12 protein-coding genes and 1 riboswitch are annotated in these 17,072 nt (G+C 38.9%); of the genes, 7 read left to right on the top strand and 5 right to left on the bottom strand.

Annotated features, from left to right (window positions below; all coding sequences use genetic code 11):
- The first annotated feature begins 12 nt into the window (after positions 1 to 12).
- From ABFV72_RS08770 to ABFV72_RS08760, 3 genes are all read left to right on the top strand, one after another.
- Complete coding sequence (locus tag ABFV72_RS08770) at positions 13 to 276, top strand: hypothetical protein (RefSeq protein WP_347163220.1); 264 nt, start codon at positions 13 to 15, stop codon at positions 274 to 276.
- Positions 277 to 593: 317 nt separating this feature from the next.
- The gene (locus ABFV72_RS08765) at positions 594 to 2,975 is read left to right on the top strand and encodes a TonB-dependent receptor (RefSeq protein ID WP_347163219.1); all 2,382 of its coding nucleotides are present in this window, start codon (positions 594 to 596) and stop codon (positions 2,973 to 2,975) included.
- A gap of 191 nt (positions 2,976 to 3,166) precedes the next feature.
- Positions 3,167 to 3,334, top strand: a riboswitch (yybP-ykoY riboswitch).
- Between the two features lie 7 nt (positions 3,335 to 3,341).
- Positions 3,342 to 3,917 (top strand): manganese efflux pump MntP, encoded by a 576-nt coding sequence (locus ABFV72_RS08760; RefSeq protein WP_347163218.1) that lies wholly within the window; start codon positions 3,342 to 3,344, stop codon positions 3,915 to 3,917.
- Between the two features lie 708 nt (positions 3,918 to 4,625).
- On the opposite strand, the gene ABFV72_RS08755 is transcribed toward ABFV72_RS08760, so the two are convergent.
- The 3 genes from ABFV72_RS08755 to ABFV72_RS08745 form a co-directional block, all read right to left on the bottom strand.
- Positions 4,626 to 5,582, bottom strand: a complete 957-nt coding sequence (locus ABFV72_RS08755) for an OmpA family protein (protein WP_347163217.1) — start codon at positions 5,580 to 5,582, stop codon at positions 4,626 to 4,628.
- A gap of 36 nt (positions 5,583 to 5,618) precedes the next feature.
- On the bottom strand, positions 5,619 to 7,352 hold the full coding sequence (locus tag ABFV72_RS08750; RefSeq protein WP_347163216.1) for a caspase family protein: 1,734 nt from the start codon (positions 7,350 to 7,352) through the stop codon (positions 5,619 to 5,621).
- A gap of 82 nt (positions 7,353 to 7,434) precedes the next feature.
- Positions 7,435 to 8,784 (bottom strand): serpin family protein, encoded by a 1,350-nt coding sequence (locus ABFV72_RS08745; RefSeq protein WP_347163215.1) that lies wholly within the window; start codon positions 8,782 to 8,784, stop codon positions 7,435 to 7,437.
- A gap of 250 nt (positions 8,785 to 9,034) precedes the next feature.
- Between ABFV72_RS08745 and ABFV72_RS08740 the strand changes: the two genes are divergently transcribed.
- Together ABFV72_RS08740 and ABFV72_RS08735 are read left to right on the top strand one after the other, a co-directional pair.
- Positions 9,035 to 11,899 (top strand): caspase family protein, encoded by a 2,865-nt coding sequence (locus ABFV72_RS08740; protein WP_347163214.1) that lies wholly within the window; start codon positions 9,035 to 9,037, stop codon positions 11,897 to 11,899.
- A 73-nt stretch (positions 11,900 to 11,972) separates the two neighbouring features.
- Positions 11,973 to 13,409, top strand: a complete 1,437-nt coding sequence (locus ABFV72_RS08735) for a caspase family protein (RefSeq protein ID WP_347163213.1) — start codon at positions 11,973 to 11,975, stop codon at positions 13,407 to 13,409.
- A 103-nt stretch (positions 13,410 to 13,512) separates the two neighbouring features.
- Here the strand turns inward: ABFV72_RS08735 and ABFV72_RS08730 are convergent, their stop codons facing one another.
- Together ABFV72_RS08730 and ABFV72_RS08725 are read right to left on the bottom strand one after the other, a co-directional pair.
- Positions 13,513 to 14,142, bottom strand: a complete 630-nt coding sequence (locus ABFV72_RS08730; RefSeq protein ID WP_347163212.1) for an RNA polymerase sigma factor — start codon at positions 14,140 to 14,142, stop codon at positions 13,513 to 13,515.
- A 65-nt stretch (positions 14,143 to 14,207) separates the two neighbouring features.
- A complete protein-coding gene (locus tag ABFV72_RS08725; RefSeq protein WP_347163211.1) occupies positions 14,208 to 14,879 on the bottom strand; it encodes a hypothetical protein in 672 nt (223 codons plus the stop codon).
- Between the two features lie 172 nt (positions 14,880 to 15,051).
- Here ABFV72_RS08725 and ABFV72_RS08720 point away from each other — a divergent pair, with 172 nt between their 5' ends.
- Together ABFV72_RS08720 and ABFV72_RS08715 are read left to right on the top strand one after the other, a co-directional pair.
- Complete coding sequence (locus tag ABFV72_RS08720; RefSeq protein WP_347163210.1) at positions 15,052 to 16,155, top strand: WG repeat-containing protein; 1,104 nt, start codon at positions 15,052 to 15,054, stop codon at positions 16,153 to 16,155.
- 40 nt (positions 16,156 to 16,195) lie between these two features.
- A complete protein-coding gene (locus tag ABFV72_RS08715) occupies positions 16,196 to 17,062 on the top strand; it encodes a WG repeat-containing protein (RefSeq protein WP_347163208.1) in 867 nt (288 codons plus the stop codon).
- Positions 17,063 to 17,072 lie beyond the last annotated feature (10 nt).

Raw genomic sequence — 17,072 nt, 5'->3', positions numbered from 1 at the left:
TATCACTGATTTTTGGCACTAGACATTAATCGCTTTAGGGCAGTGGACATCTTGATCAATCGTCCTTTTCACCTACTGGATAAAAGTAAGTTAGGTTTCCCTGTGTTTGCGCAGGGTATCGGCGCTATAACTACCTTCAAGAGTAACCAAACACAAGGTAAGCTAGCGCCCGATATTGCCTGTCGCTTAGGTAAGCAGATAGCGATTATTCGTTCAGGCGATATTGCCATTATGGATAGTGATGATGTATTTATATTATCTGTTGATATAGCATAGCAGCTATTATCAGGTCGTCAAAATGAATATAGAGAGGATGAGATGGAACTCCAACGTTTCTTCAAGGTCTATCGTAACAATGAGCTAGATAAATTATTCAATGACTAATGAAATTATCAAAGATTAAATAGCAAACTATACCTGTGAAAACAACACAAATAAACGCTGATAACAAGATATTAATACATATGGAAATAAAAACGATTATCATTTACAATGCTCTTCACAAAGTTAGTACATACAGTATTATTAGCTAAATATTACTCATATCACTGTTTATCTATCCAACTAAGTGAAATAACCTAAGTGAAAAAATTATGAAAAGCCATCATCAAGTTGCTCTATCTGTTCTCACCCTTTGTATTAGTCAGCAATTATATGCACAAAACAATGTCAATGAAACGGATGCCTTATTAGATGCGCAGACCTCAGCGGAACTGGCTTCAAGTACTGTGTCTAACGAGACGCCTAATGTGACTTTAGACACTATCAATGTCACGGCCAAAGCCAGAACGGGCACGGCGCTGGCACAAAAAATTAGTGGGATGCCAGCAGTTACTCAAGTAATTACTGAAAATGAGATTCAGATACAGGCAACGGGTGACCGTACCACTGGTGATATCTTGGCACAGTTGATACCGAGTCTGGGTGCCAGTAGTGGTTCAACCAGTAACTATGGTACGACCATGCACGGTCGCCCTGTACAGTTCTTGTTGAATGGTGTGCCTTTAAGCAGCTCACGTAGTCTTTCACGCGAGCTCAATAGTATCGATCCTACGCAGCTTGAGCGAGTAGAGGTACTCTCAGGTGCTACCAGTATCTACGGTGCTGGTGCAGCAGGTGGCCTAATTAACCTTGTAACCAAATCTTTGGTAGGTTATGGCCCTATCAGACAGACTAGAGTTGGTGTCAGTAGCAGTCGTAATTTTGAGTCAGACTCATTGGGTTATCATGTAGGGCAAACCTTAGGATATGGCGGCGAGCGAGTGTATGGTCGCTTAGATGTTGATTACGATAATAAAGGCGGTAAGTTTGATAGCGAAGGCAACCGAATCAGCCCAGATGTTAACCAAACTGACCAGCAAGATACCGAATCGCTAAGCGTAAATGGTAGCTTGGGTGTAGAGCTCACTGACAGCCAACGTCTTGATCTTGCAGTGACTTACTATAAAGATGAGCAAGACACCGACTACGGCCCAGATTATGGTGATGGTTTGGCAGTGTTATTTGGCGCAAAACCTTCCTTAAAAGCTATCGATGGTGCAAACGTAGAGAACGAGCCTTATACCACTAAGACCTCAATAAACTTGAACTATAATAATGACGATATAGCAGGGTCAAGTCTAAGTGTGACGGGCTACTATCGAGATGAAAAAGGCCGTTTTTATCCTTCTGCCAAGAGTGCAGCAACCCAAGCAGCTGAAGTATGGCAGGCCAACGGTTTGACTGATGAAACAACCGTGAACAAGCTTACCAGTGCTGCAGTATTTGTAACCCAGTCAGAAGCTGATATTGAAGTAATGGGTTTGCGAGCAGCCATGCAAACCGAAACCGAAATCGCAGGCAAAAAGACACTGTTTAGCTACGGCGCTGATTTCGAACGTGAAAACAGTGAGCAGACTTACTACGGTCAAGACTTAAATACGTTCCTTGCTAGTAATGGCTTGACCGCCCAAACCAATGGGCTTACTTATAATGGTGGACCAGATACTACCATCGATAAGTGGGGCGCTTTTGTCAATGCAGATGTAGATATAACTGACAAGTGGCATACCAGTGCTGGTGTGCGTTACCAAAAGCTAAAATCTGAGACTGATACCTTTACGCCCATCTATGAGAAACTGCTTGAAGAGTATTTTAATAGTTCTGCTATTAGTGGAACAAGTGCAGCTTATGGCATTGACTATCAGGCAGGCGATGTAGAAAAAGGCAGCACAGACCACGACAAAACCTTGTTCAATCTCGGTACTAGCTATCAATTAACCCCAAATGACCAAATCTTTGCTAATTTCTCACAAGGGTTCACCACAGCGGATATCCAACGTGCGCTGCGTGATGTGCGTGCAGGGTTTGTAGTTAATTCAGACAACGTACAACCGATCTCGATCAACAACTACGAGTTTGGTTGGCAAGGCAAACACGGCGATACCGCAGCACGCTTGAGTGGTTTTTATAATGAATCAGATAAAGTTGTGCGTTTTACTGACAGCTATACCGTAGAAGTCGTCGATACCGATGAGCGTGTCTATGGGGTAGAAGGGTCGCTTAGTCATGATATCAGTGATAAATGGCAAGTGGGCGGTAGTGTGGCCTATACCCGTGGTCAGTATGACAAAGATGGCGATTGGCTAGAGCTCGATGCAGTACGTCTAACACCGTTAAAAGGTACGGCATTTGCTCAGTATAACTTCGATGAAGGTAGCAATATTCGTCTACAAGCATTAGCAATCGGCGGTGATGATAAAGCCTTTAAAGACCAACAACAAGACCCTGACTCTAGTGCCTTACCTGTCACGGGTTATATGACCCTTGATGTATTGGGCCAAGTGAACATGACAGTCGGCCGCGTAGATTATGGTGTTTATAACTTGCTTAATAAAGACTATCTAACGGTCTATCATCAAACCACATTTGGTGATTTAAACCGTTTACCCGCCTCAGGCACCACTTATGGCTTAAGCTATACCGTCGATTACTAAAAAGCGCCACGCATTAAAAAACCCTTCAGGCTATGAAAATTTAGCGTGAAGGGTTTTTTATGTTCATAACTCTCTAAAGTATTCATCTGCTCCAAAAGTATTTGTCAACGTTTTCCATTCTATATTTGATGAGGTGCAAAAAATTATTTTTTGGCATTTTATGATTGACTTATAGCGTATCAATGCTAATCTAACCTCTCTTTGGGGAGTAGCCTGCTTTCGTACTGCGAAAGCGTTCGTATCAACATACTTGGCCACATGCCATGGTGCGAACACCTCTCGGTTGGCGAGACCATCGATATATCTACACTGCAGGTCGGGGGTGTGGCTATGTCGTGGACTCTATACTCGACCAGAGAAAATCACATGAATCCTATCGCACTTCTATTACTTGCTTTTTCTATGTCTACGGATGCCTTTTCCGTGGCAATCAGTAAAGGCGCAAGTCTTAAAAACCCTCGTTTTACCGAAGCCTTCAGAATGGGTGTTATTTTTGGCACCATTGAAGCGATCACGCCTATTATTGGTTGGTTAATTGGTCACTCTGCCACAACCTTTATAGATGCGTCTTTTATTGAGGCGTGGGATCATTGGGTCGCGTTTGTCATACTTTTTGCGCTTGGTCTGCACATGCTGTATGAGGGACTGAAGCCAAGTGATGAAATGGCAGAAGCGCCGTCGAGACATTATTTTTTCAAACTTGCCATAACTGCATTTGGTACCAGCATCGATGCCATGGCTGTCGGTGTGAGCCTAGCATTTGTAAAGGTCAATATTTTACTGGCGGCAGGTCTTATTGGCTTGGCCACTACAGTAATGGTCACGCTAGGGGTGATGTTAGGAAAGGTATTGGGCTCCCTAATCGGTCATAGAGCCGAAATATTTGGTGGTGTGATGCTCATTGCCATCGGTGTATGGATTTTATTAAGCCATCTTCAATGATTATATAAAAACTGCCGACTACGAACAGATGGTCATTACGTGTATAGATCTGTTACTGTCTTTTGGATGTAGAAAACATGTTTATCTTAAAAAATCCTATCTATATCAATAGTTAGGCTTTTTGGGTCTAAAACTAGCACATTAAGCTGTAGCGGCTCGCAAGAGGTCTGAAAAAAAACAGCACTACAAAACTATCAATAATTATCCGTTGTCAGCGAAGAGGCTTGAATAAAGTGCCTATATCTATGCTTATACACATGAATGTTATTTACTAAAAAAACAGCAGACAATAAAAAAGACCTCCAATCTCTTGAAGGTCTTTTTTATTAATACTTAAATGTGGTGGGCCCAGTAGGACTTGAACCTACGACCAAAGGATTATGAGTCCTTGTTCTTACAACAACAATACACAATACTTATCAACAAATAGCTATAAGTATTAATGCTAACCCTTGATTCTTATTGGTTTAAGATGAGAGATGACTTCATCTGTCAACAAATAGATATATCCATCAACAAATACAGAGTATCAAAATAGTATCAAAATTAATAGTAGCAGCAGTTCTTTGAAATATAAGGGTCTACAGATGAAACTCTTTAATGATTAGTAATAAAGGATATATCTTTCGTTCAACGTATGGAGAAAGTTAGTAGCTAGCTGGCTTTTTTATAGAACTTATATCTCCAAGAAAATTTATGTAAAAATATTTACTCAATCTGAAATACAACTCTTCGGTTTAGTGCGTGTGCAGACTCGCTATTAGATGTATCAATAAGTTCACTTTCACCCATTCCTAATGAGATAAGCCTCGCATATAAGCTTGGTGTTTTTTCTTGGATATAGTTACTAACCGTTCGTGCTCGTCGTTCGGATAAGTGCTGGTTATATAGGTTTGTACCTTTGCTATCTGTATGTCCTATAACTTTAATTTGCTCAATAGAGTCGCTATTACTATTTAACGCATTAATAATTTGGTTAAGTGTATCTTTGCTGGCAAGGGTTAGCGATGATGAGTCGCTTGAAAACTTAATATCCATATCTATTTGTACGCTTGATGATGATGTATCGTCATCAATGCCAATAACAGCTAAATTTCTATTGCTAGGTTCATCTGCTTTGTTCAGCCCTATCTTTAATTCTTCTGCAGTTACCGGTACTTCTGTTAACTGCTGTTTATTTTTTCTATACAGAGCTTGATAAGATTGCTCAGATGCCATGTCCCAAGTCATTCCATTTGCTTTTAATAACTGGATCTTACGGGCGTATTGATTGACAGTTAATCGCTCTGCCTTACTATTATAAGCGTACATTAAGCGCATAAAGATATTTGCTTGTTTAGCTTGAGAGTCACTAATTGAGCGATTTAAAGTTCTAGAATAGGTGTTGATAGCATAATCTAGTTGCTGGTTTTCAAAATAAGCATCACCTAGTTCAAGTAATATCTCATAAGTTGCCGAGCATGCTGTAGTAGCCTGCTGTAAGAGCTCAAGCTTGTGTGTAATATCAGGTGCTGAAATAGCCGTATTGTACTGTTCAATGGCTTTAGCATCGTTGCAGCTTTCCGCTTGAGAGTTAGTAGAGATGGCTAAGAAAGTACAGCCAAATACAATAGCACTAAATTTATTTAAAGATTTGCTCACTTTCAAAATGCACTGATTATTCATAATGTTTCTCTACATTATTTTAGTTATATTACTATCTTAACTTTCATTAGGAAGGGTTTGAATATTTAATTTACGCATAGCGGTCGCTTTACTTTCAATGATGCTGCTAAGTTTCTTTATTTCCGGAGTATTCATTGTAGAGTTGCTGCCCGAAAATAAATTAGACATCTCATTTAGTTCTGTATGGGTTAATGGTGAAGATAAAGTAATAAAAACAATTTGATCTAGTCCAAATGGCGCCTTGACGGGTATTTTCTCTTTTTCCGGTATTGTTTTCAGTAGGTTTGCTGCTATCATTTGGTTTTCTTCAGAGTTTATAGGATACAAGATATTAATATCCCCTTGGCTGTTTATATTAAAAGCAAGTAATGCACTAGGTCGGTCAACACTAATAGCAAGCTGAATATCTTCACCTTCTTTAAAAACGTTGCCTGCCACTTCTGGCAGCGCATTGACACGCAAGTTTGCTATGCTCGGAATTTTGGCTATATGCGATCTTAGCCAGTGTTCAGTATTTATGCGATTTTTAAGTTGTTGGTTGTTTCCTTTGTCTAATATATTGGTTCCATTACCAGCCGATAACTGCCATTGGCTGTCTTGACCAGTCACTACAAAGTCTATTAAACCGCTATTTTGTGATACAAATAAGCTGTTATCTACTATTTGATTGAAAATGTCTAAGTTATCTATTTTTATTTTTAGACGATCATTGCTTGATCGTTGTCTCATCACATTCCTATTAAGTCCAAATAGGGGACGGTTCATCAGGTTATGGGCATTTGAATTGGTTAAAAGTGGTTGGAAGTGTGGGGTTTGTAGTACCTCTTTACCTATAGGGTAATTAACAATATGAGACTTCATCGTGTTCTCTAGGTCTGTGTAACTGATGATGCCGTCTTCGCCACCAGCATCAATATCACCATCTAAGATGCGTATTAATAAATCTGAGAATAGACCATGAGGCTTGTTATCAAATGTGGTGTGTGGGTTGTTATTTAAAAACGGGATATTAATATCTATAGCGGGCTGTGCTTTGCTAGAGGCCGCAATTGTCACTGTATTTTGATAAGGATATTCATCATCGTTAAATTCAGATATATTTGAGGTTGATGATACACTCAATTTTTGAGGTGTTGCTTTATTGAACGGTAGTAAGCGATTAGGCAGCGCATTTTCTGTAGTTATGCCTCTAAAGCCATGCTCAGAAAAACAAGCATCTATGATCCCTGTAATACGACGATTTTTTTCTAATTTTTGAATGATAGGTTTGATGTGGTATTGACCAGTAATAAAGTTGTTTTTAACCGCTTCTAAGACGTCTTCTTTGTCTAGTGCAGCTAGGATCTTTTGACTATCGTACTCATAAGGAACAAATGCGCCTGAGTTACTGGACAGCCCGTTTTTAAACCTGTTACTACCACCTTCCTCATCGAATATGCTAGTGCCGTGTCCGCTTAAATAAATGAGTATTTCATCGTCTGCCTCTGTTCGCTGTTCTAAATTATTTAAGGCATTGATGATTCCTTGTTGAGTGGCTTGAGAATCAATCAAGGTAACAATGTTCTCAGGTTTAAATTGCCAGTTTTCAATTAATACACTCTGTAAAGCCTTTACGTCGTTCTTAGGACCGTCAAGATCGTTCTTTTCTAGGTTTTTATAATCACTCACTCCAATAAGTAAGGCGACATTTTTTGCATAACTTATTGAGGTGGTGGATACTAAAGAGACTGTAATCGCAATTTTTGCAAGATTCTTAAAGTTATTGATCATGATACACCTATGGTTATTAAACGATATTTAAACAGTGATAACTATCTCAACCTCAAATATAACTTAGATGATAAATCAGCAATTATAATGCGGTTTTGTCATCTGTCATGAGGACATCCATTTCACGAACTGCGCTCGTAAACATTACCTTGTCTCCATGACGAATCATAAATACAAAAGGGCGATTTACTTTAACCGTTATCGGTAAGGATATACTTTTAGACACCATGATCGAACTTAAGGCTGCAGCTTCGGCCCCTGCTTCGTTCCAAGTGATGACAGACTGGTGAATTAATTTAGGACTTTTTAGTATTTTTCCGGTAACCAAATTCGACAATTGCCACGAGCTGATTTCTGGCGCAATCTCATTTAGATCTACGATGTTCCCTTGCAGATTCAGCTTGGGTAGTAATAACTGTATTTTTCTCTCCGTACTTTCTCTTAGCAGTGCTGCTACGATGTCATTATTTGGAATAGCGATACCCTTATTTTTTGGGGTTAAAAACAGCTGTAACATACTACCGTCCTCAAAGGGGATTCCTACGTACTCCCAATCTTCATGTTTTGAATATAACAGTTCAAGTTCTTGAGCCATAGTTGGTACCATTTGTGTTTTACCTGAGGCAGTAATAAACGATGAAAGTTTAGTATCATCTGTCTGAAATGGCGATAACCAGTTCGCTTTAAAATACAAGACGTTGCTTAACATGGCATCGTTTTGTATAAACATATCTGCTTTAAATACATTGTCAATCATACCGCTAGTTTGGGTGCTTACCCATTGATTGGCTTGGGTAGCAGCAGTCACAGGCTCATTGAAATTAAGAGGGTGGGCTTTACCGTTTAAAGCAGCTTTATAAATGGTATCGTAGGCAGGACTTATGGTATCGCCTTCGTGATAAAACAATTGGTTGTCATTTTGATAGCTATTAGGCAGTTTTGATAGCGGTTGATTTAGACTTAGCGGCGTCAGGTCTGATAATAGCCAATTTGGACGCTGAGCTTTCATAGGCTTAGGCATAGATAGTAGTGCTGTTTTAGCGGCTTGATCTAGACTATAAGTAGAGAACACAATGTTTTTAGTTAAGGATTTTTTGTTTAACTGCTTTAGTAAGTCTAAGTTTTGAGTAATGCTGATAGAAGGTGATGTAACCAATGAGGAATGATTTAAGCTTTGGTTATCAGTAGACTGATGACAATCGGTATTTATCATTGACGCATTATCAATGGATGCGTTTGATCTGGCAAAGTCACGTATCTTTACTGCCTGCTGTGAATTTACCTCTTCGGTATCCAAAACAACTGGTTGTGACATAGCAGTGTCGGTAGAATTACGATGGTTCACAGTATCTAGTACTTGAGGTTGGCAGCCCATACACATCAAAAGCGTGCCACCAGTAACGAAGTGATAAATAAGAATTGCAGGTTTCATAAGATATCCTCCAGGCTTTTTAGCCTAAACACATTTTTGATTCTAATGCCAAGATTAGATTTATTTTTATATTAAACGAGAGGTGTTACATTTTAGGGTTAAATTTTTTAACCCTTTTTTTTGTGTATTTACGTTTAATCTTAATAAGTACTACATAATAAGTATGACTAGATGACCAATGTTGGCTTGGATGTAATCAAGCTTGCTGGACGGATAAAAGTTATTGCCAATCTATATGAGGAGTAGGAGTATGTCTAAAAAAACATTACTGCACATCACACTTTGGGGGTGTTTAGCCAATGCGCGTTATCGTCAGTTAGGCACAGCCGCTGCTGTCGCATTCACCATTGGTATGGTGCCACAGGTAAGTATGGCAAATGACATCAGTGAAGCTCAATTTTTGGTTCAATTACAAGCGGTAGAAGATGCGTTAGATTTAAGTTATTCACCACGGATAGATAAGCTCATTGAACTGAGTAAGCAAGGCAATATCGCAGCAGATATGACTCTGTATCGATATATGCATAGAGGCGAGAATGTTGACTACACACCCAATACCACAAATGTGACGCAAGCCATCCAAATATTAAATAACAGTGTCGATGACAACAAGGGGCTAGTCGGTCTATTCAAGGGGTACAACTATACCAATGGTAATTTTAACCTAGCGATAGATTATGCCAAAGCCATACAATCAATGAAGCAAGCAGCGAATAAAGGCAATGCCAATGCCATGGCCAGTATTGGCAATCGGTATGATAATGGACAAGGCGTTACCCAAGACTACACCACCGCTATGAGCTGGTATAAAAAAGCCGCCGATAAAGGTAATACTGTTGCAATGTATAATCTTGGTGTTATGTATGAGAACGGGAAAGGTGTGACCCAAGATTACCGCACCGCTATGGGCTGGTACAAGAAGGCCGCTGATAAATATGATGCTGCTGCAATGAGAAGCATTGGTTATCTGTATGATAAAGGAGGATATGGCGTTACTCAAAACTACATCACTGCTATGGACTGGTATAAAAAAGCAGCGAACAAGGGTGATGCCTCTGCAATGAACAATATTGGTGATATATATTATCACGGGCAAGGTGTTGCTCAAGACTATACCACCGCTATGAGCTGGTATAAAAAGGCGGCGGATAATGGCAGTGCCTCTGCAATGTATAACATTGGTATTCTGTATGATGAAGGATATGGCGTCACTCAAGACTATACTATCGCTATGAGTTGGTACAAAAAAGCGGCGGATAAGGGTAATGCGAGTGCGATGGGAAACATTGGCATTATGTATCGTAACGGAGAAGGCATTACACAAAACTACCGTACTGCCATGGAGTGGCTTGAAAAGGCTGCGAATAAAGGTAGTGCTAATGCAATGTTAAGCATTGGTAGTATGTATCACGAAGGACAAGGCGTACCCCAGAACTACAGCACTGCTATAGAATGGTTTAAGAAAGCTGCGGATAAAGGTAATGCTCGTGCAATGTATAACCTTGGTAATATGTATCGTTACGGAAGGGGCGTTCCGCAAAACGGTACTATTGCTTTGGAATGGCTTAAAAAGGCTGCCGATAAGGATGTTTTGCAGGCTATGAATCACATTGGTTATCTGTATCGTGATGGACAAGGCGTCACTCAAAACTATAGTACTGCGATGGAATGGTTTAAGAAAGCTGCAAATAAAGGTAATGCTAGTGCGATGGATAATATGGGTGTTCTGTATTATAACGGTCAAGGTGTCACTCAAGACTATCGTACTGCCATGGAGTGGTTTGAGAAAGCTGCGGATAAAGGTAATGCTAATGCGATGAATAATATGGGTTTTGCGCATAAAGAAGGAATAGGCGTACCACAAGACTCAAACAAAGCGGCTCAGTTTTTCGTCGCAGCCTATGAAAGATTTGCAGCATACAACAATAAAGGTAGCTGGGAAGAAGATACTTTCACTAAAATAAAGCAAGATTTAGAAAACCTCCTCGCCACCGACAAAATAACCGACCCTGCCATCCGTAAGCAAGTAGAAAGTATATTTGCCAAACCACCTCTCATTGCATGGAAGACCCAACCACCAAGCACCACTAATAGCGAAACCCTATCACTCTCCGTCCTACTCACCGACCAGGGCGGCGGCATCGGTGACGTGCGCGTCTTACTTGATGGTATTGCCATTGACCAAAACAGTCGTGGCTTGACGCGAGCCGTCAATCAAACCACCCGTGACTTTACCCTATCTATTCCAGAGGGCGAGCATACTCTCACCGTAGAAGCCTATCCAGAAGAAAACGTAGGGATTACCAGTACTGTTAGTAAACAAATCACCTCAACCTATGACCCGATTCAAAGGCCCAAACTGCATGCCGTGGTCATCGGCATTGACCAGTATAACAACCCAGATCTTAAGCTAAACTATGCTACCAAGGATGCCAGTGCCATCTATGACGTCTTAAACAAACAAATTGGAAGCATCTATGACAAAGGCAATATCAGCCTATTAAACACCGCTAGCACCACCTCTAAAGCCAATATCACTAGTAAGATTAATCAAATCAAACAAACTGCCAAAATGAATGATGTGTTTGTCTTCTACGTCGCCGCGCATGGTTATAACTATCCTGATACTGGCTATCATCTGTTTACCTCTGATGTGGGCGCCACCTCCAGCAGGCAAGTGACCAAAACAGGTATCAATGCAGATGACTTGCAGAGAATGCTTGCGCAAGTGAACACCAATAAGAAGCTTATCTTGTTAGACACTTGTGATAGTGGCGGCTCAATCGATGCAGGGCAGCTGCTTATCTCAAGAGGACTCGATGATCAGGATGTGATAGATATAATGCAGCGTAAGTCAGGGGCGACAGTCATTATGGCAAGTACCGACAAACAAAAGGCACTCGAGGGCTATCAGGGTCATGGGGTGTTTACTTATGGACTATTGCAAGCCTTTAATGGTGCTGGTGATATGAATAAGGATGGCTATATGAAGACAGGGGAGCTGTCAAACTATATCGAGGATGAGATACCCAGTATTGCACAAAAGGCGTTTAGTCAACCACAGTATCCGACATCAAGTATGATCGGCAATGGCTTTGAGTTTAAGGTGTTTTAGTAACTCAAGAATAAAGGAATAAAACCTTGTTAAAAAGAGACCTACCTTAAGATGGATTTAAACTAGTGGCACTATGGTTTCGTTTAATTTGAGAATGGCGTATAAAAACAAATATTTAGGAGATAGCCTTATGGAACTAATTTTGAAATCAGTGTTGATGTCGTTATCTTTGCTTAGTGTCTCCAGTCTTAGCTTAGCAGCTGACAAAGCGTTAATAATTGGTGTTGGTGAATATGAAGACCCTATGAATAATTTAACAGGCATTGATTTAGATAGTGGCATGATAGATGAAATGGCACAACGTCTTGGAATTGATGAAAGTAACATTACGCATTTATCAGACAGTCAAGCAACGCGAAAAAATATCTTGAAAGAGTTAGACAGTCTGGCTAATACAACAACGAGTCAAGACCGTGTGCTAATTTATTATTCTGGTCATGGTTCGCAGGTTGAAGATACTAATGGCGATGAGCCAGATAACATGGACGAGACTTTATATGTCTATGATGGTCATCTAATTGATGATGATATCAATGAAGCATTGTCAAAAATTAAAAGCAACAATATGGTGGTTTTGATAGATGCTTGCCACAGTGGGACAGGTACAAAGTCCTTAGCTGCGAACATGTTTAGTCAAAACCGTCAACGTGTCCAAGTGAAGTCTATAGGGTATGACAAGCGCTATACAGATAGTAATTTAGCACTTATGCCTTCAAGTAAGGCTAAGCCTAAGAACAGTATGCAGCAGTATATTTCCATCGGTGCGGCTCAAGATGATGAGCAATCACTTGCGACGCCTGAAGGTAGCATCTTTACTAAAGCCATATACGAGTCATTCGAAGAAGCAAGACGTGACGGAAGTAGCAGCAGCTGGCAGGCCTTATATGATTCGACCGCATATAAGATTAGTAGTTTATCACTTGATGCTAGTGAAAGGTTCAGTCCTAAAATTGATGGTGATACATCATTGTTAAATAAACCTATTTATTTTGCTAATAATACAGACACAATTGAGGTAAATAAGCAAAGAGTGATCGATTTGGTAGGTCAACTACCGAAAGACGTTGTTATTAACTCTCCAAGCATGCTTAATGTTGGTGAAGAGTTTGTCGTTGAGCTAACAACACCTGTATCAGGTTATCTCAATGCTGTAACGGTAGGCGCTGATGATTCAGTCACAGTATTGTTTCCTAATAAATACGCTACAAACAATAAGATACAGGCACAAACCATAAGTTTGCCAGGTAATGGTAAGTTTAAAATCGTTGCTACTGAGCCAAGAGGTGAGACCTTGGTAGCTGCATTTATTACCCAAAAGCCTATCGACTTAACCAGTAAAGGTTTTGGTTTTCTAGATGCACAAGGCAAAGTTAAAGATGAAGCTTTTGCAAAAATTTCTGGAGCATCAATTGACCAAGCGTTAACTAGAAGAAACCTAGCCATTGTACCCATAGAGGGTTCAACCACGCCAATTGCAATCGCGAACTATGCAATTGTTAATATAAAATAGTATTGATAGATTTGTAGTACTCTAGTCGATGAATTCATAGCAATCTATCTGTTAATAGTCTAAGGAATGATTAATAGTCAAAAGTGGGTTCTACTGTTAAATATTAAAGGTCTTCGGCTTCAGTAATATAGTACTGAATGATTGACGAGTCGATACCACTTTTGAATAAATGCTTTTTGATGCCTTTTTTCGCATATCGCAATCTACTTTTGGCGCATTCGTGAGATTGATCAGTAATTTGGGCTATATCTTTTACTTTCAATCCTTCTAAGTAATGCAATTTTATGACAACAGCCTGTTGTTTAGGTAAAGACTGGATGGCACGACTAAGTTTTAGATGTACCTCATATTTTAATATATCGTTAAACTGTTTATTAGGATAATCAATGGCAAAGTCATTGCTGTTTTCAATAAAGGAGTATGAACATAGTTGCACAGTACGAGTTTTTCTATAATGGTCTATATGAGTATTGAATAGAATTCGATATAGATAGGTACGGAACTTAGCTATTGGCTTATAAGAGGCTTTACTTTTTATAATCTTCTCCCAAGTTTGAGAGACTATATCTTGTGCAACATCTTCAGTAGTACCATACTGATACATGATGTAGCCAATCATATTCCTATTATGCTCTTTGAACAATAAGTTGAACGATAGCATACAGTCTTCATGAGCATATTTAAGCATCAATTCTTTGTTAGAAATAAGAGAGTTTTGAGTTTTAGGTAGCATTCTATTCACCAATCTATTTATTCAAATTTAATACTATTAAATGTTGAACAATCATCAACGCAAAATTAAAACAGCACACCTCGAAATATTAAACCTTCATCACTCTGCTCAAAATACAGTGGTAATTCTTCATCTTGGCTTTTAATGACTGCACACCCCACGAAGTATTGATTTGAAAATAACTCTTTTAACTGAGATATATTCTCTCTAATCGCATCTAACGAGCAGCCCTTGAGAGTATCAGCATCAATACTTTGTAATGTATCCATTTCATCTTTACTGTATTGGGAAAGCTCTATACCTGAACACCGTGAAGGGTTATTACTAATACATTCTTGTGCTTCCTGAACTTTAGAGGCAGCTTTTGAATGAAACGCATCATCAGCTTGCAATCGTAGTTTACCAATTGTGAATCTTTCAACACTTATGACGTGTGACGGCGTACAAGTGCCAGAGGTGATGTATTGCACAGTTGTCATCAAGTAGTTTGAATCTAGCAAATTTGGATTTAACTCAGAAATCGGTACTTCAAAAGAACTCATGAACGTTAATGGGGGAGGGTTAGTTTTATTATCCATTGTGCTCAGGATATAGTTAACATCAGACTTCGACTCTATTTGTGTCAAAAAGCTATCTTGATCGTAACTACATCGACCACCATCCATTCCAAAGCAGCCGATAAGTCCTAGGCTAAGAGTACTTAAAATTGTTATCGAGCCTGCTGAATTAAGATGCATATTGTCACCTGCTTTTTTTAGTTTTTTTAAAATAAAATGGATATTATTTAAATGTAAGTCTTTTTAACGACCATTGAAAATAGTCGTTAAAGTGAATTTATACTTGCGATGTTTATTTTTTTAAGTCAATATAATATTTAAAGGAGAATATATTGGAATAAGGATGTTAAGCATGAGCAGGTTAAGCTGGCTTGTAAGACTCAGTATTATCACATTATCAATCCTAACGATTGTCTCTCAAGCTAGTGCCTCAGAAAAATCTTATACTTGTGCGCCAACATTAGACCTTCAGGAAACTGAAGGTCTTTATTTTTTTGAGGGTCTAATTGAAGTTGAAAAAAATGGTAAATATGGTTTTGTAAACAAGAAAGGTCAAAACGTCATCCCTATCGAATATGACTCAATAAGTCCTAAGTTTTCAGACGGTGTATTAGGTGTTGAAAAAGACGGTAAATATGGTTTCGTGGATAGTAAAGGTAAAGAAGTCATATCTGTGGCATATGATTTTGTGGAGTATTTTTCAGAAGGTTTGGCAGCTGTTCATCGAGAAGGGAAGGTCGGATTTATTGATAAACAAGATAAAGTGGTTATACCTATCATATATGATGATGTTAGTAGTTTTTCAGAAGGGGTGGCTGCCGTACAGAGAAATGGTGAATATGGTTACATCAATTCAAAGGGAAAAATGGTTATTTATTTTCAGTTTGATTTTGCTCAGCAGTTTTCAGAAGGGTTGGCTCAAGTAATAAAAGACGGGAAAGAAAGCTATATCAATAAAAAAGGAAGAGAGGTTATCTCAATAGATAATTCATACAATATAGCTATTTTTGAAGATTATTCAGAGGAATATGGCTTTGCAAACGGCCATTTAACGAATGGGGTGCTGATAGTACAGAATAAAGAAGGAAGATATGGCTTGCTTAACAAACGAGGAAAATTAGTCATTCCTCTAGAATATGATTATATCGTCCAACTCATTGACTCTGAAAAGATGATTGAGCGAGAAGGGAATATAGTAAAAGTCAAAAAAGGTAATGAATATGGTCTCATTAATAGCTCAGGAGAGTTAGTGCTTCCTCTTGAATATGAAGATATTAGATCGTTTTCAAACAAGTTATTAGTCGTTAAAAACAATGGTAAATATGGCCTAGTTGATGAAAAAGGCAGAGTGATCGTAGAGCCAAAATATGATGAGCTTGGTTCTATCATTTCTAATATGGCAGAGGCTGTGAAAAACGAGGAAGACAAATTTACTAACCGATGTGGTATGGGGTAATAAGGGCTAAGAGTTTATAAATATAATAAAGAGGTTAAACATGATGATGAGTCGAACTTTGAAAAAGAGTGTAGTAGCATTTTTCATGCTTACTGGTACTTCTTATGTTTTTGCCTCTCAGGTCTCAGAGCGTTGTGAGATAGATCAAGAATACCAATCCTCTCACGGCACGGTACTATGTGAAACCTCTTCTGAGGGTTTAGTGGCGGTTGAGCAAAAAGGTAAATATGGATTCATGAATAGCCAAGGCAAGCTTGTTATACCTATTAAATATGATGATGTTGGCATTTTTTCAGAAGGGCTTGCTAGTGTTGAGAAAAATAATAAATCTGGGTTTATAAACATCCAAGGAAAGATAGTCATTCCGTTTGAATACGATCGACCGAGCAGGTTCTCAGATGGCTTGGCACGAGTCAGAATAGATGGACGATATATATTCATTGATAAGACAGGGACTAAAGTTTTAGATGTCGATCGCTACTACAACTTGAATCCTTTTTCTTACTCAGAAGTGTTTATGGATGGGTTAGCTTTAGTTGAGAAAGAATCTAAGCAAGGATTAATTAATAAGCAAGGTGAGTTAGTTGTCCCAGTCGAATACGATCTCATTGACTTGCCGTTTTCAGAAGGGCTAGTAGTGATCAAAAAAAATAATAAATACGGCTTCTTAAATAAACAAGGTCAAGAGGTTGTGCCACCAAAATATGATAATGCGGTTGGCTTTTTAGAAGGGCTGGCACGTATTAGATACGAAGGTAGATATGGATTTATCAACCAGCAAGGACAAATTGTTATACCAATAGTTTTCGAAGAAGCTTCTTCTTTTTCAGAAAATATTGCAAAAGTTAAAAAAGGTAGGTTATGGATCACTATTAATAAGAAAGGTGAGGAGAATAAAAAGCGTTAGGGTTAATAAA

This window comes from Psychrobacter proteolyticus (genome assembly GCF_039762275.1).
GTDB classification, from domain to species: Bacteria; Pseudomonadota; Gammaproteobacteria; order Pseudomonadales; family Moraxellaceae; genus Psychrobacter; species Psychrobacter proteolyticus_C.
The sequence above is the reverse complement of the archived record's forward strand: the minus strand, read 5'-3'. Positions and strand labels throughout refer to the sequence as shown.